The following is a 24,428-nucleotide window of genomic DNA, read 5'->3' as shown; positions in this document are numbered from 1 at the left end:
TGTTCGTCCAGGTCCCTCGCTGAGCAGGAGGTGAAGATGGAACCGACCGACGAGCGACTACGCGGTGTTCTCGACGATCTAGTCCGTAGGGAACCGCTTTTCCACCGAACCGAGTTCGGAACGACAAGGGCCGATTTCGAGGCCATGACAGCGCCGGATTTCTGGGAGACAGGCGCGTCGGGAGAGCGCTACAGCCGCGACTTTGTGCTCGATGTCCTGGAAGAGCGCTACAAGGCCCCGCCGACCGAGGAGTGGGAGACGTCCGACTTCCGCTGTCAGGAACTGGGCGCGGGTGTCTATCTGTTGACGTACACCTTGGTCCTCAACGGACGGAGAACCCGGCGGGCAACCATCTGGCAACAGGGAGCCGACGACTGGAGGGTTCTCTACCACCAGGGAACCGTGGTTCAAGATCTCTGAGTGTCGGTCGCGCGGCCTGCCCTGCGAGCCCCTGGGTTTCTCGGCGCACGTCCGGATGACCGGGTCGCCGGATAACCGGGTGACCGGCTGGCCTGCTGGCCTGCTGGCCTGCTGGCCTGCTGGCCTGCTGGCCTGCTGGCGGGGTCGCCCGGACAGGAGATCCGATGCCATCAGGCACGCCGGTGTCCAGGCCCGGAAATGTGTGGCAGCGGCAGCATCAACCGGCCAGGATGGTGACGTGTTCCGGATCCGCACCGCTTCTCCAGGCGATGTTGCCCTGCTGGCAACCCTCAACCACATCGTTCATGCCCCGCACACACAACACCGTCCCGACCTGTTCGTCGACTCCCCGGAGACGGATGCCGTCGAAGCCTTCTTCCGCGCTCGGATCGCCGATCCCTCCGTCACCGTGCTCGTCGCCGACGGGGCGGAAGGCGAAGCCCTCGGATACGCTCTCGCCCGAGTCAAGAACCGGCCCGGCACTGCTCTGACGCACTCAGAGGTCATCGTGTCGCTGGATCAGATCGCCGTGGTCCCCGAAGCCGCCCGTAGCGGTGTCGGCGCAGCGCTGCTCGACGCCGTACGTGAAGTGGGACGCGCGGCAGGCTGCCGACGTCTTGTCACGGATGTCTGGCACTTCAACGCGGACGCCGGTGAGTTCTACCGAGCTGCGGGCTTCTCCCCCACCACCGTGCACCTGGATCAGCAGCTCTGATTTCGAAGGTGACGCCCGCGTCCGCCCGTCCCGGACCGGGGTATCAGCGCGGAGCCACAGGCCCTCGCGCCGCCGCGGACGGACCTCGGCTTCTCAGCTCTCGTCCGCGTCGTCCGCCGGGTGGGGAAGCAGGGGGAACAGCCGGGTGATGAGGGCGACCGGCCGGGCGCCCTCGGGGCGAGCCAGAGGCCGGTGATCGCGCTCCTGATAGGGGGCGAGTGCCCCTCGGATCACCGCTGCCAGCCGGCTCATCTCCTCGGGTGTCAGATAGGCGACGGCACTGAACGCTTCATCGCTGCGCCACTCGGCCGGTGCCTGCTCTCGCTGGTCGAGCCAGTGCTGCCAGCTCTCGTCCTCCAGGCCGCGGGCGAGGTCGCCGAAATCCTCCGTGGACGGGTCGGACGGGTCGGACGGGTCGGACGGGTCGGATGCGGCAGTCGGCCGGCACAGACGCCAAGGGCGTGCGCGGCCTCCGCCGTGCGGGGCTTCTTCGATGTGGCCGTGGCGGGCGAGCTGCCGCAGGTGGAATGAGCAGAGTCCGGAGCTGTAGCCCAGCCGGGCCGCCGCCTCGGTCGCCGTGGCGGCGCCGACCTCGGCAAGCAGGTCGAGCAGGGCGGTGCGGACCTCGTGCTCGCGCAATCCCGGACCGGCCGTGGCGGGACGGGCGCTCGGGCGGTCGACGTGTTCTTCAGTCACTTTGCAAAGTCTGCTACTTTGCAAAGGACTTCGCAACCGGCCGTCCCTCGTGCCGACTTCGGCCGTCGATGCCTCCTTGGCCCCATACGAAATACGAAGGAAAACCACGATGCCCCTTCCTCACGAGCAACCTCGCGCCACCGACCGGCGGGTCCGTGTCCAGGGCGTGCCGGTCGACTCCTGCCCGGCCCTGTCTCCGGAAGCCGGCCGGGGTTCGGTACGCCGTATCACGAGGGTGGGCGAGGAAATCCTCAACCGTCGATGCCGTGAGGTGACCGAGTTCGGCACCGCCGAGCTGTCGGCGCTGATCGACGACATGTTCCTGACCATGTGGGTGGCCGACGGCGCCGGCCTGGCTGCCAATCAGGTCGGTGTCGACCTGCGGCTGTTCGTGTACGACTGCCCGGACGACGACGGAGTCCGGCATGTCGGCCACATCCTCAACCCCGTTCTCGACCAGCCCGAGGCCGGCCACCGCCGGCTCGTCGACGACGTCGAAGGGTGCCTGTCCGTGCCCGGTGCCGCCATAGCGGTCCCGCGGACCGATCGTGCCGTCGTGCGTGGCTTCGACAAGGACGGCGCTCCCCTCGTGATCGAGGGAAGCGGATATTTCGCCCGGTGTCTGCAGCACGAGACCGATCACCTCCTCGGGCACACCTATCTCGACCGGCTCTCCCGACGGGACCGCCGCGACGCACTGCGACAGATGGACGACCGTTGCGCGGACGTCCTCGCCCGACGTGAGCTCAAAGCCGCCGACCTGGCCGGGTGAGGCCGGTGAGCTGGGTGAGGCCGGTGAGCCCAGTGAGGCCGGTGAGCCAACGGACAGCCGGGCACGACCGGCACGACCGGCACACCCGGCGCAACCGCCGTCACCAGAAGGGGCTGGGGCCCGGCGGGCCTGACGGCCCGTCCCGGGCAGCTGTCGGTTTCAGGAACCGGCGCAACCCCCGCTCCCAGAGCGCTGAAACCCTTCTGAATCCGCGCTGAATGCGCCCTGCCGCACTCTCTGCGGCATGACGACACCGACATCGCGCTCTCTCGCCATCGCGGCCAAGGGGCTGCGCAAGGCCTACGGGGACAAGACGGTCCTCGACGGCATCGACCTGGCGGTGCCGGCCGGCACCGTCTTCTCGCTGCTCGGCCCGAACGGCGCCGGCAAGACCACCGCCGTCAAGATCCTCTCCACCCTCGTCACCGCCGAAGCCGGCGACCTGCGCGTCGGCGGCCACGACCTGGCCGCCGACCCACAGGCCGTACGGGAAGTGATCGGCGTCACCGGGCAGTTCTCCGCCGTAGACGGCCTGATCACCGGCGAGGAGAACATGCTCCTCATGGCGGACCTGCACCACCTCTCCCGCCGCGAGGGCCGCCGCACCGCCACCGGGCTGCTGGAGCGCTTCGACCTGGCGGAGGCCGCGAAGAAGCCCGCCGCCACCTACTCCGGCGGCATGAAACGCCGCCTCGACATCGCCATGACGCTGGTCGGCAACCCGCGGATCATCTTCCTCGACGAGCCCACCACCGGCCTCGACCCACGCAGCCGCCACACCATGTGGGGGATCATCCGCGAGCTGGTCTCCGGCGGCGTCACCGTTTTCCTCACCACCCAGTACCTGGCGGAGGCCGACGAGCTCGCCGACCGCATCGCAGTGCTGAGCGACGGCAAGATCGCCGCCGAGGGGACCGCCGACGAGCTGAAGCGGCTCGTCCCCGGCGGGCACGTGCGGCTGCGGTTCACCGACCCGGCCGCGTACCGGACCGCCGCCGCCGCGCTGCGCGAGGCGCCGCGCGACGACGCAACCCTCACGCTGCGGATCCCCTGCGACGGCAGCCAGCGCGAGCTGCGCGCCCTCCTCGGCCGGCTGGACTCGGCCGGTACGGAGGCGGACGAGCTGACCGTGCACACCCCTGGCCTCGACGACGTCTTCTTCGCCCTGACCAGCGGCGCCGACGTCCCCTACCAGACGGAGGAGTCCGTCCGATGAGCTCCCTCTCCCTCGCCGTACGCGACTCGTCCACGATGCTGCGCCGCAACCTCCTGCACGCACGGCGCTACCCGTCGCTCACCCTCAACATCCTGCTGACACCGATCGTCCTGCTGCTGCTCTTCGTCTATGTCTTCGGCGGTGTGATGAGTGCGGGCATCGGTGGTGGCGGCGCCGACCGCTCCCGGTACCTCGCCTATCTCGTTCCGGGCATCCTGATGATGACCATCGGCGCCACCCCGGCCGGGACCGCGGTGTCCGTCTCCATGGACATGACCGAGGGCATCATCGCCCGCTTCCGTACGATGGCGATCCACCGCGGATCGGTGCTCATCGGGCATGTGGTCGGCAGCGTGCTGCAGGCGGTCATCAGCGTGGTCCTCGTCGGGGCCGTCGCCGTGGCCATCGGCTTCCGGTCCACACACGCCACGGTCCTGGACTGGCTGGCGGCGTTCGGGCTGCTCGTGCTGGTCGCCATGGCACTCACCTGGCTCGCCGTCGGGATGGGCCTGGCCAGCCCGAACGCCGAGGCGGCAAGCAACAATGCACTGCCGCTGATCATCCTCCCCTTCCTCTCCAGCGCCTTCGTACCGGTCGACGCGATGCCGGGCTGGTTCCAGCCGATCGCCGCATACCAGCCGTTCACGCCCGCCATCGAGACACTGCGCGGCCTGCTGCTCGGCAGCGAGATCGGCAACAACTGGTGGATCACGATTGTCTGGTGCCTGGGGCTGGCCGCGCTCGGGTACTGCTGGTCGACGTCACTGTTCCACCGCGACCCGAAATGAGCGCACGGGCTGCCTCCCGCAGCTCGTCCCGCCCCAGGGCGGCGTACTCCGACACCGCGTCGGCGTACGCCGCCCGGTCGGCGTCCTCGGCCGCCTGCCGGGCACGGGCCGCCGACATCGTCGGCTGGAACTCGCGCAGCACCCGCAGCCGTTCGGCCAGCGCGATCATCCGTACGGCACCGGCACCGGCGCCGGCGCCGTCGGACGCGAGCCCCGCCACGCCGAGCGCGTGCAGCACCGTCCCCAACACGGGGAGCTCCACGGGCGAGCGGGCGGGGCCGGTGAGCAGAATTCGCAGCCGCTGCCACAGCCGGCCGGCCGTCCCCGCGACGAGTTCGAGACGGCCGGCGTGCGCGTGTGCGGTCACCGCCGCCGCCTGAAGCTGCAGCGCCCACGGGTCGAGCCAGGGGTCGCCGCTGTACGTCGAGCCCTCCTCGGGCATCCGCTCCACGGCGCTGCGCCACAGGCCGAGTCCGGCCTCCGTCAGCCCGCGGGCGAGCGCGATCTCGGCGCGCACGCCGGGATCGGGGCTGTAGAAGGGGTCCTGCCGCGGGGTGTTGTCGCCCTCGGCCTGCCGCAGCCAGTGCTCGGCCTCGTCGGGGTCGCCGCGCTGCAGGCAGGCGAGGGCGAGGGCCGAGCGGATGCCGATGTAGTCGTGCTCGTCGCCGAGCCGCGGCAGCGCTTCGAGCGCCGCCTTGAGGTGCCGGTACGCGGCCTCGCCCTGCCCCGTCCTCAAGCACAGCTCGCTCAGCCGGGAATGGCCCACGAGCTGCAGGGCCGGATTGTCGACCGCTGCCAGTGCGTCGGTCATCCGGCGGGCCGAGGCGAGCGCGCGGTCGATGTCGTGCGCGTACTCCCAGATGTAGGTGGCGACGCATTCGGCGATGCCGGCGACGAGCGGCCGCTCGCTGTCGCAGAACGTGCGCAGCACTTCGTAGTCGGGAGGCAGCATCTCGGGGACCGCGCTCAGCACTGCCGCGATGGCGCGCAGCAGCGTGTCCGGCGGGGCCGGGGGCAGCCGCCGGAGGGTGACGAGCTGGCGGGTGACGCCGGCGTGCGGGCCGTGGTCCATGAGCAGGCTTGCCATGCACAACACCGTGGCCGCGCGGGCCACTTCGACGTATTCGGGCTCGGGGCGGTAGTGCGACAGCGGCGGGCCGGTGTCGGCCGCGAGGGCAGCGAGACGGGAGTAGTGGGAATCGGTGGTCCACAGCGCGGCGAGAACGGCGGTGACGGCGGCGGTGGCGGGGCCATCCGTACGGGCCAGGGCGTACCGCAGGGCCGCCACGAGGTTGTCCTGCTCGGCCCTGATCCGTTCCCAGGCAGTCCGCGGTTCCGGACCGAAGACCCAGTCGTGGTACGCCACCCCGAAGTCCCGTGCCCAGGCCAGGAATCGGCCGACGGCCTCCTCTTCCCCGCCCGCCTCCGCCCGCCGGGCCGCGCTGAACTCCCGCACGGTCTCCAGCATCCGGAACCGCACGCCGGCCGGGGTGTCGGCGACGGTGAGCAGCGACTGACCGGCCACCTGCTCCAGCAGAGACAGCGCCTCTCCGCCCAGCACCTGCTCCGCCGCTTCGCCCGAGAAGCCACCGGGGAAGACGGCCAGCGTGCGCAGCGCCGCCCTGGCGTCCGTGGCGAGCAGGTTCCAGCTCCACTCCACGACCGCGTGCAGCGTGCGATGGCGCTCCGGCGCATCACGCGCCCCGCCGCGCAGCAGCGCGAACCGGTCGCCGAGACGGCGGGCGATCTCCGGCACCGACAGCACCCGCACCCGCGCCGCGGCCAACTCCACGGCGAGCGGCAGTCCGTCGAGCTGGCGGCACAGCGCGGCCACTGTGTCCGACGGCAGCTCCACACCGGGCCGGGCGGCCCGGGCCCGCTGCGCGAACAGCTCGACCGAGGTGTCCAGGCCGAGCTCCGGCAGCGCGTACACCGCCTCCGAGGTGAGTCCCAGCGGGGCCCGGCTGGTGACGAGCACCCGCAGGTCCTTCGAGGACGAGACCAGGTCCTGTACGAGGGCGGCGGCGCCCCGGATGACCTGCTCGCAGTTGTCCAGCACCAGCAGAGCGGGCCCGGAGCCGAGCGCACCGAGGATTCCGGTCAGCGGGTCGGCCGGGGCGTGGCCGCTCACGGTGCCGTGCCGCCCCTCGCCCGCACCGAGCGCGGAGGCCACCTCCGCTGCCACGTCCTCGTCCGCGGTGATGCCGGCGAGCGGTACGGCATACACCACGCGCTGCTCGGCCCGGCGGCTCACGGCGTACCCGAGCCGGGTCTTGCCGAGACCGCCGGGACCGACGACGGTGACCGCGCGGGAGGTGCGCAGCAGCCGCGCCACCGCCGCGATGTCCTCGTCCCGCCCCAGCAGCGGGTTCGGCTCGTGCGGCACGCCGTGCCTGACCGCAGGTGCCTCGCCGCACAACAGCTCCTGCTGTACGGCCTTGAGCCCGGCGCCCGGATCCGTGCCGAGCTCGTCGCGCAGCTCACGGCGGTACCCCTCGTACCGTGCCAGCGCGGCGGACGGGCCCGCCGTCGCCGCCTCACCGCGCAGCAGCTCGGCAAGCAGCTCCTCGTCACGCGGATGCTCCGCGGCGGCGAGGGCCAGCGGTCCGGCCGCCTCTGCGTGCCGCCCGAGGCGGGCGAGCGCGAGCGCCCGCGCGCGGGCGAGGGTGCCGCGGACGGGGACCCGCTCGGCGCGCAACGCGGCTACGGGGTCACCGGCGCCGGCGTCCCCGTCGGAGGTGCCTTCCCACAGCGCGAGCCCGGCCTCGGCCGCGGTCAGCGATCCCGCGTGGTCCCCGGCCCTGGCCCGGTCCGCACTGGCGGCGGCGTGCAGCAGCAGGGCGGAGCTGTCGACCTGATCGTCGGCGAGGGCGAGCCGGTATCCGTTCGGCGTGCTGACGAGGACACCGGTGCCCAGCTGCGCCCGCGCCCTGGACACCAGGACCTGCACCGCCTTGCCCGGCCGCTCCGGCAGCGCGTCCGGCCACAGCCCTTCCACCAGCCGTTCGGTGCTGCAGCCCGTACGCAAATCGCCCGCGAGCAGCGCAAGGAGGCCGCGGAGCCGGGGCGCGGTGACCTCCACTCCGCGGTAGGCGACATACGTGAGCAGGGTCAGGTCGGTGGTCATCCCTGCAGATTAGCCAAAGCGATGGCGCCCGAACTCCCGTTGTGGGGACGGACCTTGCCCGCCACAGCTGTGGAGTACCCGAACCCACTCGGGCGCGTCGTCCCACTCAGGCCGGGGCTCATTCATTGCGGGCGGCAACGTGAGAGTCCGGGGTGTGGGTCAGCCGACGAACTCGCGTATGAATGTCTCGGGATCGGGCGACAGGACGATCGGTTCCAGCGTCGCGTCGCACTCGGTCCACCAGACGACGGGAACATCGGGTGCAACCTCTCGCAGCAGTCGGTGCACGATGCGGGCCGGTTCGGCGAGGGGATCCTGGTCGGGGAAGCGGAGCACCTGGTGTGCCGCGTCCCAGTCGAAGGTCAGTGTCCGGTCATCGACGCAGATGTCCATTTCCACGACACTGCCGTGCCCGCCTGCCAGGGCACTGCCTGGCCACAACCTGCTGATGGTGTCTGTCAGTTGGTCGGTCGAGAACGGCCAGCAGGCGCCGTTCGGCTGGTCGGCGCTGACGAAGAAGCTGGATCCCACCATGTGTCCTTCCGCGATGGTTCAGGGCTGTTCGGCTGTTCGGCTGTTCGGCTACGACTCTGGCGCGCGTGCTCACGGCGGCGGCCCGGCCTCCCGACTGCGTCCGGTCGAGCTGAGGAGCATGCAGCCGCGCTTCGCCTTCCGCCCCGAGGGCGGCGCCCTACTCAAAGTCGTCGGTAGCAGCGATAGTGCGGTCAACAAGGTGGAATGCACCACCAACACCGCAGTCGGACAGAGGAGTTGCACCGGAATGAAGCCGCCCAGATCAGCGGTCTTATCCACAGCGTTCACCATGCTCATCGCCACTCTCGGTATCACTCTCGGCCTCGTCGTCGCCCAGGCCGCTGTGGCGCAGACCGCTGTGGCGCAGACCGCAGACCATTGCTCGGGGCTGTCCTGCCTGACGTTCACGTCGGTCAACGGCGGCCGGAACCTGGATGTGCAGAACGGCAACACCGGAGACGGCGTCTTCATCGTCACCAACTCCGCGCCGGGCTACCACCAGAAGTGGGATGCCCGCATCCAGGGATCCGACTCGGCCTTCGCCCTCGTCAACGGCGACACCGGCAAGTGCGTCGAGGCCGGGCTCCCGCTCAGACAGCAGTCCTGCTCCGGCTCTTCCTCGCAGCGCTGGTACTTCCAGCCCGTCAACGGCGCCACGGACACCTTCATGATCCGAAGCGCCGGGGACGACAAGTGCCTCGACGTGGTCCGCGCCGCGCAGTACGACGACGCCTGGACGCAGACCTACGGCTGCAACGGCACCAAGGCACAGCAGTGGAAGATCCCGAGCAGCGCGGGCGAAGCGGCGCTCAAGGCCGCCGTCGACTACGCGTCGAAGCGCTGCCAGAAGGACAGCTCCACCTGTTCGTGGACCAAGGGCTCCCAGGCACCTGCCGAGCCACTGCCGAAGAAGTGCGTCTCCCCCGTCTGGTTCAACGGCACCGAGGCGCCGGTGCCGTGGACGTTCTCCCTGAACACCTCCACCGGCTGGTCGAGCCAGCTCGGAGTGACCTTCACCTCCGGCCTCGGAACGGGTGCCGCGAGCCCCGTGCAGACCAGCGTCAGCCTCACCATTTCCGGTCAGGTCACCTATGACGTGCGTGAAGATCTCGGCAACAGCCTGACGATCACCGTTCCGTCGCACCAGTACGGGTGGGTGGCACTGTCGGAGCTGGCGACCAAGGTGACCGGTGAATGGACCTTCGACGCGAGCGGGTTCCCGTGGAAGGCGAGGGACACCGTCACCGTCCCGCTGAAGAGTGACGAGCAGGGCCGGTCCAGCATCTACCTGGCCCAGACCAGCCCGAACTTCACGACCTGCAACGACTGAACCGGCATACCGACGTACCGGAATGCGGAACGCCGGAATGCCGGAATGCCGGAATGCCGGGAAAGGGTGGGCCCGAACGACCGCGACCGAGCGGGCCCACCCTGCTCTCAACGATGCGGACCGACGACGCCTACGGCGGCAGCACCCTGCCCCTGTCCCCCTCACGGGCAGCGGGCAGCGGGCAGCGGGCAGCGGGCAGCGGGCAGCGGGCAGCGGGCAGCGGGCAGCGGGCAGCGGGCAGCCAGGATGGACGTCACGGACGTATGGTCTGCCCTTGCGCGACGCCTTCCACGGCCTCCACATACACCCGGGCCACCTCGTAGACCGGAATACCGTCAGCCCCGTCCACACCCATGCTCTCCAGGGTTTCCTTGATCCAGCCAGGGCTGATGAGATTGATTCGCAGGCCTCGCGGCAGCTCGTCGGCCGCGTTGCGGACGAAGCCTTCCAGCCCTGCGTTGATGAGGGCCCCCAGCGATCCGCCCGCCAGGGGAGCGGAGAACGTACCCCCGGTCAAGGTGATCGAGCCGCCCTCCCGGAGATGACGCACGGCGCGCCGGGCCAGCGCGACCTGTCCCAGCAGCTTGCCGCGCACTCCGGCGGCGATCTCCTCGTCCGACACTGACTCCAGGTCCACCAACGGGCCGCCGGCGGCACAGCACACCACCGCGTCGAAGTCCGACGTCTCCGCGAACAATGCGTCCAAGGAGAGGGGATCCTCCAGATCCACCTTCACCGGCCCGCCGCGCGACGCCTTCACCACCTGATGAGACGCCTCCAACGCACGGACAACGGCACTGCCGACCGTCCCTGTCGCCCCGAGCACAAGTACCTTCATGCCATCGATCGTGTCAGCGGTGGCATCACGCGCGCCCGCAATATTCGACGAGGAAAGGCCGTAGTGGGGAAGCTCCTGGTCTTGTCGCAGCGACGGTTGCCTGGTCTCCTGTACTCCCCATGCTCCCCGTGGTCCCGGTGGTCCCCGTGATCTCCGTAGCCCCGGTGGTCAGCACCGGTGGTCAGCAACGCCGCAACGCCTACGGCCGCCCGGTGGCGCAAACATCAGGCACGGACACGAGCACAGGCACAGGCACAGGCACGGGCCCGAGGACGGGCAGAGGCACGGGCGCGGACACGAGACCGAGGAGTGGAACGGCGTGGAATCAGTGGCTGGGCAGGACGTACCGGACGCGCTGCCCGACCGGCAGGACAAGGATGTACCGGGCAAACTGCCCGACGGCCTCGGTGTGGCCATACGCGAGACCGCCGGGGACATCGCCGCGCTGCTGCGTCAGGGCGCCGACACGGGGCTTCCGATTCCCGGGTCGGAGTGGAACGTCGGGGAGGCGGCAGCGCATCTGGCGCAGGCCAATGAACTCATGGCCGACATTGCGGCCGGACAGGCACGCAGTTACGGGGACGGCACCCCGCAGAGCCTCGCCGCGGCAAATGAGCGAGCACTCGCCGAGTTCGACGAGCGGAGGGCCGAGCCACTGGCCGCGATGATCGTGGCGCAGGCCGATGCTTACCTGAAGACATGGGACGAGGGCCCCACGGAAGAAACGGTCGTCACCCCGCTGGGCCCGATGTCCCCTGCCGTGCTGGGGTCATACCTGCTGACGCACATGCTCGGCCACGGTTACGACCTCGCCCGTGCACTGGGCCGTCCGCACATGATCGACCGCGCCCGGGTCGAGCTGACCCTGCCGTTCCTGGTCACAGCCATGCCGCGGGTGACCGACACCTCCCGCACAGCCGGGCTCACCGCCGGCTACGCGATCCGCTTGTGGAGTGGTGCCCGCTTCGGCGTGACAGTGACCAACGGAGCGGTATCCGTTGGCTCACCGCCGTCGGCCCGCCCGGACTGCACCATCCTCATCGAACCGGTCACCTTCCTCCTGATGGCACTCGGACGCCGCGGCCAGTGGAGCGCCCTCGCCCGGGGCCATATCCTCGTCCGAGGCCGCAAGCCCTGGCTCGCTCCCCGCTTCCCGGCTCTCTTCAAGGCACCCTGACACCCGGCGAACAACGCACGCAGCGCACGGCCCGGGTCGCGCACACGCTCCCTCTCCGTCTCCCTTCGCTCTCCGCCTCCCCTCCCCCTCCTCATCCCTGCTCTTTCTGCTCCTTGTTCTGCAACGCGTTCACCAGTCCGGCAACCAGGTGGGCCCGCTCGGCCATGGCGTCGACCACCAGGTACTCGTGATCGGCGTGGGCACCGCCCCCGACTGCCCCAAGGCCGTCAAGTGTGGGCACCCCCAGCGCGGCCGTGAAGTTGCCGTCGCTTCCGCCACCGACTGCCGTGCCTTCCAGATCAGGAAGCAACCGTTGTGCCACCGCGAAGAGCTCGGACGAAGCCGACTCGGGCATCGGCGGTCGGCTGACAGCTCCGTGAACCGTGATCCGCACCTCATCAAGATGCGGAGCCAGTGCCGCGAACGCGGCTTCGATGCGTTCCTTCTCGCCGTCCGACTCGACCCTGACGTCGACGATGACGGTCGCCTCGGCGGGAACGACGTTGTCCAGGGTTCCCGCGGAGGCGACGGTCGGGGTAACGGTCGTACCGATGTCGGGGCGGTTGAGCGCTGCGATATCCAGTACTTGATGGGCGGCTTCGATCAAGGCATTGACCCCGGCCGCGGGTTCCAGACCCGCGTGCGACGCCCGGCCCGCGATGGAGATCCGGTACGTGCCGCAGCCCTTGCGGCCGGTCTTCAAGCCTCCGCCGTCAGCGGCACCCTCCACCACGAGCACCGCGCCACAGGCAAGGGCTCGCTCTTCGAGGAGAGCGCGGGAAGAACCGGAGCCGACCTCTTCGTCCGCGGTCACCAGGATCTCGACGCCCGACCGGTCGTCGAGCGTCGCCAGGCCATGAATGGCCTGCACCAGCCCGCCCAGCATGTCGAAGACCCCGGGGCCGGTGGCATGACCGTCTGCAACCCTGAACGGTCGGCGTTCAAGGGTACCGAGCGGAAACACCGTGTCGTGGTGACCGAGGATCAGTACGGCGGGATCGCCGCCCCCTGACCAGTGGACGTGCGGCCCGGCTGCGCTCTCCACGAGGACGGCCCGCCCGCCGAGGCGGTTCTCCAGGATGGCCGCGACAGCTTTGGCCGATGCCGTCAAGGAGTCGAGATCGCGCGAAGGGGACTCGGTTTCGACGAGTGTCCTGAGGTCCTCGAGCATCGCGTCGACACGTACCTGGACGGTCTTGTGCATCGTCATACGGCAAGGGTAGTCGGCACGCCGCGGCGGACCGGCGCCGCTGACGAAGGGGCGCCGTCCCCGTACGCAAACGCCCGCACGGCCACCGCCTCCGAAGTCCGCGAGCAGCAAGGATGCTCACTGACGAACGCCCGGCGACAGGAGGAGCCGGTCTCGACGGCGGCGGCCCGCCTGCAGCAGCCGGCCTTCGCCGTACGCCCATGCCGCCGGCGGAAGTTCCTCCTCGCGCCCGCTGAGGATCACGGTCAGAGTGCCCTCGCCAGGGGTCCCAGAGGTGGGCTGCTCACCGATCCGGCGCAGCGCCTGGGCGGCGACCGCATCGGCCGTACCGTACAGAGCGAGCGGGGGCCGACCGGGGCGCTGCAGGGCCGCGTGGATGTGTGCGGCGATGAGCTCGTAGTGGGTGCAGCCCAGGACGACTGCTCTTGCCTCGTCCGGCGTGCGCTCCGCGGCGACGGCGACCGCACGTGCGATGGCCACTTCGTCCGCGCACTCGACGGCGTCGGCGAGCCCGGGGCACGGCACTTCGGTGACACTCACATCAGCCGCGAACTCCTCGATGAGACCGCGCTGGTAGCGGCTGCCTGTGGTCGCGGGGGTGGCCCAGACGGCGATCGGCCCGCCTCCCGCGGCGGCCGGTTTGACCGCCGGGACGGTCCCGATGACGGGCAGATCCGGCTCCAGACGGGCACGCAGGGCGGGTAGGGCGTGCACGGAAGCGGTATTGCAGGCGACGATCAGCACATCGGGACGGTGTGCGGCAGCCGCTTCGGCGACGGTGACGGCGCGGGCCGTGAGCTCCTGCGCGGAGCGCGGTCCCCAGGGCATGCCGTCGGGATCGGAGGACAGGACGAGATCGGCGTCGGGCCGCAGACGGCGTACCGCGGCGGCCGCCGCCAGCAGTCCGATCCCCGCGTCCATGAGCGCGATCTTCACCCCGCCCTCGCGCGGCGGCGTCGGTACGACTGCCGGGTATGGGTATGCCGGGTCCATCGGGCCCGTGGGGTGCGCCTCGTGACAGCGCTGAAGTTCGCGCTCGCGCCGATCCCTGTTGTCCTGCTCCACGCCAGTCGCCTCTCATGTGCCTGTTGCTCCATGCCACTGGCGGAGAGTCTGTACCGTCATTGGCCTCCACAGCAGGACCAATTCCGGGAGAGTGGTACGGGTGCGGCGGGTGGAGGCGTTGCGCCCGTGGGCCGGAGCCGCCGGCGGACGGCGGCTCCGGGTCCGAATCATCCAAATCAACTGACACCCACCGAGGAGCAGTTGAGAACACGAAGATTCTCGGTCAGGCAGTCCGTCGCCGAGCAAGGTGGGACAGGCGGGCCAGACGGGTCAGACGGGTCAGACGGGTCAGACGAGCCATTTCAGTCGACCGGCTCATGCGGAACGGGCTGGTCGGAGCGGACGCCCGAAGCCTTCGGAACGCCGGTCCGCCCGGTGCCGGCCTGATCGGTGTCGGGAACCGTCTCGTCAGGCCCCTCACCTTCGCTCTCCGAAAGTTCGGGGTCCCACGGATCAGGCACTTCACTTGCGGCATCAGCCTGGTGGCTCGGCAGGTCATGGGGCACTGGAGTGCCCTCTTCGCTGGACGTGTCACGACGGGACATCAGTTAACGCGCCTCCTCTTATGGCTGTGCGGTGTGGAGGGTCGTGGGTGATGGGTGGAGGGTGCTGTGTGCTGCGCCGTGTGGCGTGATGAGCCGGTACCCGGGCTCCACTGCGCCATGCTCGACGCGCGATGAGACACAGACCACGCCGCCCACACATGCCGACCCGACATACCGGCCCCGCACCAGGGAATCGATCACCGAGTGAAGTGGCATCGATGCTGCTCAGCGGATGGGTCGGCGTGGTCAGCGATCAGATCCTTCCGGGGCGACGTGACGTCTCAGACCTCACGGCCTGCCTGGCACGTCGCCGGGATTCGGCAGCTCGCCCTTCGGTCAGCCCGACCGGCTCGACCCGGCACGACCGGCTCGACCAGCCAGTGCGTTCGTATGTTCTGGCCCGCCCGGGCCTACCCCCTGCCGTGGCGAGTGCGCGACGATGAAGCATGCCCGATCCACACTGCTCGAACTGCTGCCCCGTCACCCCGCCCAAGCCCGAGGCACCTGTTCCGTGGCCGGTCGGTGCGCTGCTGTGGCTCGCCGTCATCGGCGGGGCCGGGGCGGGCCTGTACGTACTCGTCATGTGGATGGCGTCGCACCTGTTCTGAGTGATGGTCGACGTGTCACGGGCTGGTTCACAACCACCACCGACAGGCATGCATGCCATGCCGGGCGCGCCCCAGGTACGTCCCTCCCGAGCGTCACACCGAGCGCTACACCCGATGGCGTCGGTCAGTCTCCGAAGTCCCGCCCCACCGTGAGGGTTCTCTCGGCGTAGGGGAGGGACGGCAGCTGGGCGCCCGGGGCGATTTTCCCGAGCGTGGCGTACTGGTAGCAAGGGAATCGGACGCAGATCGCCCGCCGGGCTGGACCATAACGAAGAGCGAAATGTGTCCCGTTGGCGAACGACCGTGCCGAAGTCGGCAGCTTCACACCATCGGCGCCCGCCTTCTCGATATGCGAGGCAGGAATAACGGTGACGTCACCCGAGAGCCCAGGCCCGCTGTAGGAGCAGAGGCTTTCCTCCGGACACCTCGACGCTGCCTGTGCCGGGGGCATGGAGCCGACAGCGCCGAGTACGAGGGCGACGGCGAAGCTTGCAAAGGCTTTTTCACGCTTGCGGAACAATGACCTACTCCGAATCCTTTGGGTGATGGAATGGGTACTGCGTGAACGGTCGAGAACGACGTGTCCGGGCCGACCGGTGGCTACTTCGTCTGACGGTGACGGCTCGCTCCCCCTTCGTGGGAAGTGCAGCGTCCGGGGTGGAGATACCACGACACGCGACACCGCGATACCGAGATGTCGCGATACCGAGATGCCCAATTTACCGAACATCGGACGCTTTTCCATGAGCCCTGGGCACGAATTGAACTCATGGACGTGATTGCGCCTTGGCTCACCCCGGCGCAATAGCCCTGCCGGATGGTGAATTTTTGTTCGGTTGCGCGCGTCATGCGCGCTTTCCTTTGTGGCGACCTCACTCCTGCTGGGTGTATGCCGCCTTCCCGCTCCCTCTCTCCCTCTTCGCACCCCGCCCGACGTTGACTGAATCGCCTCGCCGGCCAGACGGCGCAAGGCAGCGGCAGCTGGCCCGTATCCCGGACGCCGACACGAACACGGACGCCGCGCCCTACGGCCCGCTGTTCTCCCGGCACTGTTACCGCCACCGCTCCCCTCCTCTGACTCCGCTTTTGACAGGCGTCCATGAGGGGGAAGCACCACTTTCCATAACCGGGCACGCCATGCGCAGATTCCCGATTTCGCTGTGACCTTCCCCCGGCACCAGATGGCTTCTCAGCTGGGCTCTCACCTGGGCATACTCCATGCTTGCCGCTCCCCGAACCTGCCCGGTGCGGGGGCTGTTGGGAAGAGGCGACCGTGATCGCTCAGCTTCTCAGCGTTCGGCTCACCCTTCGTGATCCTCGCAACGGAGCCATGCGGCACACCGCCTTCGCATGCGCATCCCCGATCTCGGCACGGCACGATCTACCGGCATTGGAGTACAGGATGAATCAATCCCCCACCGCGTCAATCGACGTCACTCCCGAGGAAAACCGCAACGCAAAACGGCCATGGCCAGTACGGCGAGGACTGCTACTGGAGCCCGGCCCCCAGCGGAGGCTGGCTCTTGCCGGCTTCGTGAACCAGCTCGGCACAGCAGCCTTCCTGACAACCGTGCCGCTGTACGCCCTGCGGGTGATCCACCTGTCCATCGGGCAGGTCGGGCTCGGCCTCAGTGCCGCGGGGGTGGTGGGTCTGATCGCCGGTATCCCGGTAGGACATCTCGCCGACCGCCGCGGCCCGAAGGGCATCTTTCTGACCACCTTATTGATCCAGGCCGCTTCCATGACGTCGTTGCTGTTCGCCCACTCGTTATGGTCGTTCGTCCTGGCTGTGGCCGTGACGGACCTCGCCGGATCGTCCGGCGGTGCGGCACGTGGCCCGATGATCCGTCGCTTCGGCGGTGACGAGGTGCCGAAGTTCCGCTCCTACCTGAGATCGGTGGCCATGCTCGCCGGCACGTTCGGCGCCCTGGCGGCCGGTGCAGTGGTGCAGATCGGAAGCGGCCTCGCCTACCGTGCCCTCATCTTCGCCAATGCGCTGACATTCATCGGCAGTGCCGCCGTCCTGGTCAAGCTGCCGAAGCTGCAGCCCCTGCCGTCCCCGCGCGAGGAGGGCAGATGGATCGCGCTCAAGGACAAGCCGTACGTGGCGTTCGTCGTGCTCGACGGCACCATGTGGATCCAGAGCGAGGTGCTGTCGTTCGCCCTGCCGCTGTGGGTGGTGCTGCACACGGACGCACCGCGCTGGTTCGTCGGCCTGGCCATCGCCGTCAACACCGTGATGGTGGTGTTCCTGCAGATCAGGACGAGTCGCGGGGTCAAGGGCAGCACGGTCGCCGGCCGAGCCACCCGCCGCGCTGGGCTGGCGTTCCTGATCGGCATGGCGGTCATTGCCACAACCTCCGGAGCATCCGGCTGGGTCGCCGTGACGATCATGATGGTCGGCGTCGCCCTTCATACGGTGGGCTCGCTGTGGCATGCGGCCGGATCGCTGGAGCTGCGGTTCCGGCTGGCTCCCGCACACGCCCAGGGCCAGTACTCCGGAGTGTTCGGCCTGGGCATGGGCCTGTGCTACGTGGTCGCACCGAGTCTGCTGGGCCTGCTCTGTGTGACCTGGGGAGCGCTCGGCTGGCTCGTGATGGGCGGTGTGTTCGTCGCAGCCGGTCTCGCCATGCCGTACGTGATCCAGCGGGCGGGCCGCAGCCGGGAGATAGCGGACATCACCGACTGAGCTACGGCCCCGAGGGCCTACTACTCCTCGATTGGATCGGCCACGCCGCGCACTGACGTTGATCACCACACATCACGTACGAGCGGGAGCGGGGATGCCCAGGCCGCGGGAGACAGGGCTAACCCCAGGTCAGCGGGTCGAGATGGAGGTAGAAGCGCAGGCGGTCGTGGTCGAGGGTGATGCCGTACCTCTCGGCGAACGCCCGGTCCGCGGCCCGCGCCTGCTCCTCGTCCGGCCATGTCTCGCGTGCATTGGCGAGCAGCAGCGCAAGGTCTGCGTAACGGTCGGCAAGCCCGAGGCGACCCAGGTCGATAAAGCCCGCCACGTTAAGCGTCTGCGGGTCGAGAATGATGTTGGGCAGGCACAGATCCCCGTGGCAGACGACCCTGTCGACGGCCTCTTGGCCCCGTCGCCGCGCAATCTGCGGGACGAGGCGCGCCAGCAGTTCCGCGGCCGGGGTGCGCTGCTGTTCGACGGGAAGGAATTCCGGGTTCACCGCCTCGCGGGTCACGACGTCGCGCGCCGCGTCGACCATGGCGTCCAGCCCCCGGCGGAACGGGCACTCCCCCACGGGAACCTCGTGCACCCGAAGGACGGCGTCCGCGATGCTTTCCCAGGCGTCTCGCAGGTCCGCGGCGGACACTTGGTCAGCGGGCACGCCAGGGACGGCACTGGTCACCAGGCAGGCACCCGCACTACCGGAATGCCAGTCGAGCACACGAGGTCCCGGTATGCCCTGGCCGCCCAGCCATGCGATCCGGTCGCGCTCGGCCTTCAGGCCGACGGCGTCGACAGCAGGCACGCATTTGGCGTACCGGGCAGCGTCCGCACTACGGAAGACAACGGCTCGCGACTCGCCGGCGGTGACGGGCAACCAGTCACCGTCGCCGCCACCCGCGCCGAGCAGCACCGGCGACACGGTCCGAGGTCCGGGATGCTCGCTCATAGCAGCCACTCTAGCCAGCCGGCGGCCCGGCACCCCGGTCGAGGCCCGTAGTGCCGCCAGCCGCTGAACCTACCTATCCCGTAGGGCTTTTGGCACTCACCGTCCAGCACGACACGCGATACTCCACCAGTGGACTCCATCTACCGCAGTACGGCAGGCAGGGCGCTCATCCGACGCTGGCGCCTCGACCAGCTCGATGCTTGGCAAGTGCCGCACGAAGGCAAGATGACGACCGCGAACGGCGCAGAAACCCGTCTGGTTTCTCACCCGCTCCGGTGAAACGACGGTCGTGTTCGTCCCGGGCAGCAACTTCAACACCGCCGCGTCCCTGCCTCTGGCCACCGCCCTGGTCGCCGCCGGTTACCGGGTCCTGCTGGTGGACGTCCCCGGTCAGCCCGGTCTCAGTTCGGGCGAACATGGAGTCTCCGGCGGCCGGTTGTCCTGGTACGGCGCATGGCTGAGCGAGGTCATCGAGAAGCGCTCGTCCGGACCGGTAGCGGTGATGGGCGCGGTGCACGCCGCCCTCGGCATCGACCTGGGGGGGGATTCCCGGGACCGGACACCTTGTGGTCGAAGAGTGCCCCGGCTATCTGGCCACCTTGCTGAAGATGCCGAGCCGGCCTGCTTCCGAAGCCCCGGCGGGGTAGCCAACCTCCGAGTGTCGTCTCGTGCCCTGTCGTGCTGCGCCGTGCCGTGCTGTGCTGTGCTGTGCTGTGCTGTGCTGCACCGTGCCCGATACTTCCGAGGATTCGCGTCATCGAGACCGCAGCGGCCAGGAGTGCAGTGGTGCAGGAGATCGGTGGTACGGGACTCAGTGGTAGTACGGCAGTTCATACCGGCGTTGAGAGGTGCAGGAGTTCAGACGTGCAAGGGAGTCGATGAAGGATCTCGCTGATCCGTGCGAGGCAACGGGCTCGATACCGCGATGGTCCGCGGCGCGCCACACTCGTCAGGCCGCGAGGCAACCACCGTATTGACTGCTGCCGGGCACGCGGTGTTCGGCCCGGAAGACGTTCAAGGGGAGCTCACAGGAAGGTTCCCGCGGCAGCGCTGCTCGCAAGGAGGAGACGGAGGAGAGCAGTGCGCCTGTGGCGGCGGACAACCCAGCTGAGTGGGTGCACCCAGCAGCCGATCAGCACCCAACCGGACATCATTGGATGTATAGCCCATCTCTCATTTGAGACGCTTCAAGGGCAAGGTGTAAGCTCCACATAAGAGGCACATAAGCGGCAAAACCGACTCGCCTGGACAGTCGTCTGGAGGCGGATCACCCAGGGGAGAAGCCCCCGAATCTCTGGTTCTCGCTTGCGGCGAGATCTCACCATCGGGTGGCGGGCCGCCACATCCCTAGCAATAAGAAGGTGTGGACCCATGTCCACCAATCGATTGACACGAGCCATCGCGCTGACCGCAGGAGGGCTCCTGCTGGCTGGTGGCGCAGCGGTCGCTACCGCCGGGACAGCCGCCGCCACTGCCCCGACACATGCGCCATTCAGCTACTCCAGCCACGGCGGCGGCCATGACTGGGGCAACCGCTACGGCAACGACTATGGCTACGGCTACGACTACGGCTATGGCGACTACTACGGCCTGGGGGGCTACTACGGCTACGGCTTCAGCCCCAGCGTCATCGTCGTCTACTAAGGCCAACGGCCAACAGCCGCCACTGATGACCGTCACCTCCTGACGGCCAAGCCTGCAACCCACCGGATGCCCGGGATGCCTCATCCCGGGCATCCGCCCTTCCGCCATCCCGCCATTCCGTCATTTCGCCAGGCCAGGGCTCCGCCGGAGCTGCGCCACTGCCGCGCGGACTGGACACCCGCAAACACATTCAGTGCGCAACTCGGCACAGCAAGTTCCGTTACCGTTCCCGCTTGCCCAGAGCACCGGCACGGCCCCGCGCAGTAGCGCGCGAGGCCGCGCCGGCAGGTGGGTCACACGATCGGATGCGAGGCCGCAGATCGCGGGCGCCTCCGGGGACTTGCGGCTCCCACCCCCGGCGTTGAGTCGAGCACCGAGCCAGGCGCCGGGTCGGCCACCAGGTCGGGTGACATCAGAGCACGGAGACCGGTGATTCTGTCATGCCCCTGTCATGCATACGTGTAGAACTTGGTGTGATCCAGCAAATCGGCCGGTGTGATGTCGTTCCACGGCTTCATCGTGTCGTGGAGGTCGACGACGTCGGGTGTGTTGCCGGTCGGCAGATACCCCGACTTGGGATGCAGCCGCTGCCAGTCGGCCCACAGCTTGTCGATGAAACAGTGGTGCAGCCAGAAGACGGGATCGTTGGGCGAGGCACCCGTGGTCATCTGCCCGCCGACCCAGACGTGCACGCGGTTGTGCAGGTTCGGGCCGCGCCAGCCCTCGATGTTGTTGCGGAAGCCCTCGGAGGAGCTGTTCCAGGGGGCGGCGTCGTAGGTGGACATGGCGAGTACGCGGTCCACTTCGGCCCGGGTCGGCAGTTCGCGGACCCCGGTGCCGAGCGAGCGGCGCAGGAACGTCCGGCCGTCAACGCGTATGTTCATCGACCACTTGCCGTTGCTGAAGGCGAACGCCCCCGAAGCCACCCGGCCGTCACCAGTGCGCCCGTCACCGCCGAGGAAGTCGTCAGCCCACAGGGAGCTGCGGGGTGTGCGGTCGACGGTCCAGTCCCAGTAAGGCAGGGTGACCGACGGGGTGACGCTCTGCAGGGCTTCTTCGAACTGCAGCAGGAACCTACGGTGCCAGGGGAGGAATGAGGGGGACCGGTGGCCGGTCCGTTCTCCGTCGTCGGTGTCGCCGATGATGAAGGCGTTGTGGGTGCTGATGAACTCGTCATAGCGGCCGCTGCGCTTGAGCTCCAGCACCGCGTCGACGAAGTTCCGCTTTTCGGTGGCGGTGAGATCCGCCTGGTTCTTCCGGACTGCCATGTCGAGGACTCCTCGGTGGGGGGATGTTCAGGGACAGCGTCAGCCGGTGACGACCGGGACCAGCTCGGCGCCCTGAAGTTCACGCACGGCGGCGCGCGCCAGGGTGTGTGGCGTGGTGAACGTCTCGTAGTGGTTCACCAGGCTGATCCAGGTACCGTCCGCGTTCCGCATCACATGGAGGTCGTCGTTGTCGATGCGGACGACGAAGTCCATGTCCATGCCGTCGTGCGGCCCGGCAGAGGCATCCGTACGGCGTCCACTGCTCCCATGGCTTCCGTGCTCCGGGGTCTGCTCGTCCGCCGGCCAGCCCTCGATGTGTCGGCCCTGGTACATCTCGTTGAAGGGCTCAGGCATTTCGTGCCCCCCGGGGTGTCCATTGCTCCCCGCGTTCCCCGGGTTTCCGTCGCCCGCTGGGTGCCCGTGGCCGCCGACGGGGCGGGCGACGGCGGTGTCGGCAAGGGCAACCGGTGCGGCGAGCGCCGCTCCGGCAAGGGCCGCGGCGCTACCGTGCAGCACCTGGCGTCGGGTGGGACGCGACATGTTCCACTCCCCTGTTCTGTTCGTCTCGGCTCCTCCGCTGTCCTGGACGGCAGAGGAGGGGTCTTCAGCCGGCGCGCCGAAGGTCGGCCCGCGCCGCCACATGCTGGCAGGGACGAACGGATCATCAAATGGCACCGTCGGATCAGGCAACGAACGAGACAACACCCGCTGGAAGGTGCAGAGTTCAACGGCGGTGATCGTGCTCACGCCCCGGCGCACCGGCGCACGGAACCGGATATTCCGCGCTGTGGAGCGCTATCAACCGCAGATCCTTTTCTCGCGCGGCCCAAACCGTGACGCGTCGCACGGCCGGAACTCGGCGCGAATGCACGGGGCTTGGGGAGGGGGGTGTTTGAGGACGTGTCGTGCAGCTGGGCCGGGCCGGGCGCCGTCACCCGGCCCTTCGCCGGGAGGCGTCGGGCCCCACCGACTGCAGGTAGCCCGGTGCCCGCCAGGCGTCCAGTCGGTACTGCACCATGGCACCCAGCGAGAGGAGTCCGGCGTCCTGATGGTCGCCGGCCATCAGGAGCAGGCCGACGGGCAGCTTGTTCACGAACCCGGCGGGCACCGACAACGACGGGTAGCCGGCGACGGCGGCGGGGGTCGAGGACGGGATCACATCGTTGTCGCCGCGGGCACAGTCGGTCGTCCAGGCGGGCGGGTTCGTCGGCGCGGCGATGGCGTCCAGGTGGTGGGCGTTCAGGGTCTCGTCGATGGAACGCCGGGAAAGGTCCTTCAACTCGGCGCGCTTGGCGCGGTATGCGGGGTCGGTGGTGGGAGGCGCGACGAGGGCCCGCTCGAACAGTTCCTGACCGGCGAAGCAGGTCCGCTCTTCCGGGTGGGTGCGGTGGAAATCGATCAGTGCGGCGAGGTTCCGGGGGCCGTGGCGAGTGGCGAGATAGGCGTCGATGTCCCGGTGGAACTCGCTGTACAGGGCCGGGAATTCGAGTTCGGCGAGACGCTGCTGATACGGAGGGGTCACCTCCACGACCTCGGCCCCCGCCGTACGCAGTTTCTCCGCCGTGCGGGTCATCACGGCGTCCACCTCCGGCCCGAGCGAGGGCAGCCGCCAGAGACCGATCCGCTTACCGCGCAGACTGCCACGGTGCGTCGGCTCGCCGCGGGGGTCCGGGGAGCCGAGGAGAGCCGGGGAGCCGAGGAGAGCCGGGGAGCCGTGGGGCCTGACGGGACCGAGGGTGCCGCGGCGACCGCCGGGGAGCGAGGTGCCACCGGCAGGACGCGAAGTGCCACCAGGAAACGAGGTTCCGTCAGGGTGCGAGGTTTCACCGCCACTGAGGACGGAAAGGGTGAGCGCGGCATCGGTCACATTGCGGGCCATGGGTCCCGCGGTGTCCTGTTCGGCGGAGATCGGCACCACGCCGGCCTGGCTGACCAGTCCGTGGCTGGGTTTGTGGCCGACCACCCCGTTCATCCCGGCCGGGCACACGATGGAGCCGTCCGTCTCGGTACCGATCGCCACCTGCGACAACGAGGCGGCGAGCGCGGCAGCCGATCCGGAGGACGACCCGCACGGATTCCGGTCCAGCACATACGGGTTATGGGTCTGTCCGCCCACCGCCGACCACCCCGATGTCGGCTTCGCCGCCCGGAAGTTCGCCCACTCGGACAGATTGGTCTTGCCGAGGATCACCGCCCCCGCGGCCCGCAGCCGGGTCACCAGCGGGGCATCGGTGTCCGGCCGGATCCCGGCCAGCGCCGACGACCCGGCCGTGGTCGGCATGTCGCGGGTGTTGACGTTGTCCTTGAGCAGAACGGGGATGCCGTCCAGCGGGCCGCGGGTGCCGCCGTGCCGGTGCCTGGCATCGCTGGCGGCCGCCTGGCGCAGGGCCGTCGGGTCGGTGCGCAGCACAGCGTGGATCTTGGGGTTGATGGCCTTGATCCGCCGCAGGTAGGCGGTGGTCAGCGCCGAGGGCGTGAGCGAACCGTGCGCCATGCGGTCCTGCAACTCCGGGATCGTCACGGTGTCGAGATCGACTCCCGGCATCGGGGGCACGCCGGCCGACGGCGGCGAACCGCCGGCGACGACGCCGGCTCCAGTGGCTACCGCGCGCGCATTCGGCGCACCCGCCGAACCCGTCGGACCCGCCGACCCCATCGGACCCGCAGAGCCCAGCGGACTCGCCGAACCCACCCGACTCGCCGGACTCACCGCACCCGTCGGACCCGTCGGACCCGTCAAAAGAGACCCCGTCGCCAGGGCGGCGGCCAGTGCGGCAACAACGCTCCTCTTCACCATGAGAGTCAGCGCACTACAGCCCGGCGTCCGGCACAAGGGTGCC

The 24,428-nt window shown here is 69.2% G+C and carries 23 protein-coding genes; 11 read left to right on the top strand and 12 right to left on the bottom strand.

Features of this window, described 5'->3' with window-relative positions; translation table 11 throughout:
• Nucleotides 1–36: 36 nt before the first annotated feature.
• Together D9V36_RS40275 and D9V36_RS40270 are read left to right on the top strand one after the other, a co-directional pair.
• Nucleotides 37–420, top strand: a complete 384-nt coding sequence (locus tag D9V36_RS40275; protein ID WP_129298119.1) for a DUF4440 domain-containing protein — start codon at nt 37–39, stop codon at nt 418–420.
• Nucleotides 421–658: 238 nt separating this feature from the next.
• Nucleotides 659–1,135, top strand: a complete 477-nt coding sequence (locus D9V36_RS40270; RefSeq protein WP_164993135.1) for a GNAT family N-acetyltransferase — start codon at nt 659–661, stop codon at nt 1,133–1,135.
• A gap of 93 nt (nt 1,136–1,228) precedes the next feature.
• Here D9V36_RS40270 and D9V36_RS40265 read toward each other — a convergent pair whose 3' ends face one another.
• Entirely contained in the window at nt 1,229–1,831 is a 603-nt protein-coding gene (locus D9V36_RS40265) for a helix-turn-helix domain-containing protein (protein ID WP_129298117.1), read from the bottom strand.
• A gap of 109 nt (nt 1,832–1,940) precedes the next feature.
• Between D9V36_RS40265 and def the strand changes: the two genes are divergently transcribed.
• The 3 genes from def (at nt 1,941) to D9V36_RS40250 (ending at nt 4,607) form a co-directional block, all read left to right on the top strand.
• Entirely contained in the window at nt 1,941–2,603 is a 663-nt protein-coding gene (def, locus tag D9V36_RS40260; protein WP_129298116.1) for a peptide deformylase, read from the top strand.
• 244 nt (nt 2,604–2,847) lie between these two features.
• On the top strand, nt 2,848–3,819 hold the full coding sequence (locus D9V36_RS40255; protein ID WP_129298115.1) for an ATP-binding cassette domain-containing protein: 972 nt from the start codon (nt 2,848–2,850) through the stop codon (nt 3,817–3,819).
• A complete protein-coding gene (locus D9V36_RS40250; protein ID WP_129298114.1) occupies nt 3,816–4,607 on the top strand; it encodes an ABC transporter permease in 792 nt (263 codons plus the stop codon). Before D9V36_RS40255 ends, D9V36_RS40250 begins: the two co-directional genes overlap by 4 nt.
• On the opposite strand, the gene D9V36_RS40245 is transcribed toward D9V36_RS40250, so the two are convergent.
• Both D9V36_RS40245 and D9V36_RS41330 read right to left on the bottom strand, forming a co-directional pair.
• Nucleotides 4,528–7,734: an ATP-binding protein gene (locus D9V36_RS40245; RefSeq protein ID WP_129298113.1), complete on the bottom strand. Its 3,207-nt coding sequence runs from the start codon at nt 7,732–7,734 to the stop codon at nt 4,528–4,530. The two genes, D9V36_RS40250 and D9V36_RS40245, sit on opposite strands and share 80 nt — an antisense overlap.
• A 159-nt stretch (nt 7,735–7,893) precedes the next feature.
• The gene (locus D9V36_RS41330) at nt 7,894–8,268 is read right to left on the bottom strand and encodes a hypothetical protein (RefSeq protein WP_164993134.1); all 375 of its coding nucleotides are present in this window, start codon (nt 8,266–8,268) and stop codon (nt 7,894–7,896) included.
• Between the two features lie 289 nt (nt 8,269–8,557).
• Here D9V36_RS41330 and D9V36_RS41325 point away from each other — a divergent pair, with 289 nt between their 5' ends.
• Nucleotides 8,558–9,598 (top strand): RICIN domain-containing protein, encoded by a 1,041-nt coding sequence (locus D9V36_RS41325; RefSeq protein WP_164993133.1) that lies wholly within the window; start codon nt 8,558–8,560, stop codon nt 9,596–9,598.
• A gap of 253 nt (nt 9,599–9,851) precedes the next feature.
• Here D9V36_RS41325 and D9V36_RS40230 read toward each other — a convergent pair whose 3' ends face one another.
• Nucleotides 9,852–10,436 carry a short chain dehydrogenase gene (locus tag D9V36_RS40230; RefSeq protein WP_129298111.1) on the bottom strand — a complete coding sequence of 195 codons (585 nt, stop codon included), beginning with the start codon at nt 10,434–10,436 and terminating at the stop codon, nt 9,852–9,854.
• Nucleotides 10,437–10,764: 328 nt separating this feature from the next.
• Between D9V36_RS40230 and D9V36_RS40225 the strand changes: the two genes are divergently transcribed.
• Nucleotides 10,765–11,613, top strand: coding sequence for a maleylpyruvate isomerase family mycothiol-dependent enzyme (locus D9V36_RS40225; RefSeq protein WP_241721405.1), 849 nt, complete (start codon nt 10,765–10,767; stop codon nt 11,611–11,613).
• 91 nt (nt 11,614–11,704) lie between these two features.
• Here the strand turns inward: D9V36_RS40225 and D9V36_RS40220 are convergent, their stop codons facing one another.
• The 3 genes from D9V36_RS40220 to D9V36_RS40210 all read right to left on the bottom strand — a co-directional run bounded on the left by D9V36_RS40220 (nt 11,705) and on the right by D9V36_RS40210 (nt 14,433).
• The gene (locus tag D9V36_RS40220; RefSeq protein ID WP_129298110.1) at nt 11,705–12,823 is read right to left on the bottom strand and encodes a M20 family metallopeptidase; all 1,119 of its coding nucleotides are present in this window, start codon (nt 12,821–12,823) and stop codon (nt 11,705–11,707) included.
• 117 nt (nt 12,824–12,940) lie between these two features.
• The gene (locus tag D9V36_RS40215; protein WP_241721404.1) at nt 12,941–13,759 is read right to left on the bottom strand and encodes a glutamate racemase; all 819 of its coding nucleotides are present in this window, start codon (nt 13,757–13,759) and stop codon (nt 12,941–12,943) included.
• Nucleotides 13,760–14,190: 431 nt separating this feature from the next.
• A complete protein-coding gene (locus D9V36_RS40210) occupies nt 14,191–14,433 on the bottom strand; it encodes a hypothetical protein (protein ID WP_129298109.1) in 243 nt (80 codons plus the stop codon).
• A gap of 446 nt (nt 14,434–14,879) precedes the next feature.
• Here D9V36_RS40210 and D9V36_RS41320 point away from each other — a divergent pair, with 446 nt between their 5' ends.
• Complete coding sequence (locus tag D9V36_RS41320; RefSeq protein ID WP_164993132.1) at nt 14,880–15,041, top strand: hypothetical protein; 162 nt, start codon at nt 14,880–14,882, stop codon at nt 15,039–15,041.
• Between the two features lie 124 nt (nt 15,042–15,165).
• Here D9V36_RS41320 and D9V36_RS43200 read toward each other — a convergent pair whose 3' ends face one another.
• A complete protein-coding gene (locus D9V36_RS43200) occupies nt 15,166–15,492 on the bottom strand; it encodes a peptidase inhibitor family I36 protein (protein WP_431357776.1) in 327 nt (108 codons plus the stop codon).
• 951 nt (nt 15,493–16,443) lie between these two features.
• On the opposite strand from D9V36_RS43200, the gene D9V36_RS40200 reads away from it, so the two are divergent.
• Complete coding sequence (locus tag D9V36_RS40200) at nt 16,444–17,730, top strand: MFS transporter (protein ID WP_241721251.1); 1,287 nt, start codon at nt 16,444–16,446, stop codon at nt 17,728–17,730.
• Between the two features lie 118 nt (nt 17,731–17,848).
• On the opposite strand, the gene D9V36_RS40195 is transcribed toward D9V36_RS40200, so the two are convergent.
• Entirely contained in the window at nt 17,849–18,676 is an 828-nt protein-coding gene (locus D9V36_RS40195; protein WP_129298106.1) for an APH(3'') family aminoglycoside O-phosphotransferase, read from the bottom strand.
• A gap of 129 nt (nt 18,677–18,805) precedes the next feature.
• Here D9V36_RS40195 and D9V36_RS41310 point away from each other — a divergent pair, with 129 nt between their 5' ends.
• Nucleotides 18,806–18,955, top strand: coding sequence for a hypothetical protein (locus tag D9V36_RS41310; RefSeq protein ID WP_164993130.1), 150 nt, complete (start codon nt 18,806–18,808; stop codon nt 18,953–18,955).
• Nucleotides 18,956–20,062: 1,107 nt separating this feature from the next.
• Nucleotides 20,063–20,320 carry a hypothetical protein gene (locus tag D9V36_RS40185; protein ID WP_129298105.1) on the top strand — a complete coding sequence of 86 codons (258 nt, stop codon included), beginning with the start codon at nt 20,063–20,065 and terminating at the stop codon, nt 20,318–20,320.
• Between the two features lie 449 nt (nt 20,321–20,769).
• On the opposite strand, the gene melC2 is transcribed toward D9V36_RS40185, so the two are convergent.
• From melC2 to D9V36_RS40170, 3 genes are all read right to left on the bottom strand, one after another.
• The gene (gene melC2 / locus D9V36_RS40180) at nt 20,770–21,588 is read right to left on the bottom strand and encodes a tyrosinase MelC2 (protein WP_129298104.1); all 819 of its coding nucleotides are present in this window, start codon (nt 21,586–21,588) and stop codon (nt 20,770–20,772) included.
• A 39-nt stretch (nt 21,589–21,627) separates the two neighbouring features.
• Entirely contained in the window at nt 21,628–22,128 is a 501-nt protein-coding gene (gene melC1 / locus D9V36_RS40175) for an apotyrosinase chaperone MelC1 (RefSeq protein ID WP_129298103.1), read from the bottom strand.
• A gap of 391 nt (nt 22,129–22,519) precedes the next feature.
• A complete protein-coding gene (locus tag D9V36_RS40170; RefSeq protein ID WP_431357738.1) occupies nt 22,520–24,385 on the bottom strand; it encodes an amidase family protein in 1,866 nt (621 codons plus the stop codon).
• Between the last annotated feature and the right edge of the window lie 43 nt (nt 24,386–24,428).

This window comes from Streptomyces lydicus (assembly GCF_004125265.1).
In the GTDB taxonomy this organism is placed as follows: Bacteria; Actinomycetota; Actinomycetes; order Streptomycetales; family Streptomycetaceae; genus Streptomyces; species Streptomyces lydicus_C.
Note: the sequence above shows the minus strand (reverse complement) of the source record. Positions and strands in the feature narration are given on the sequence as shown.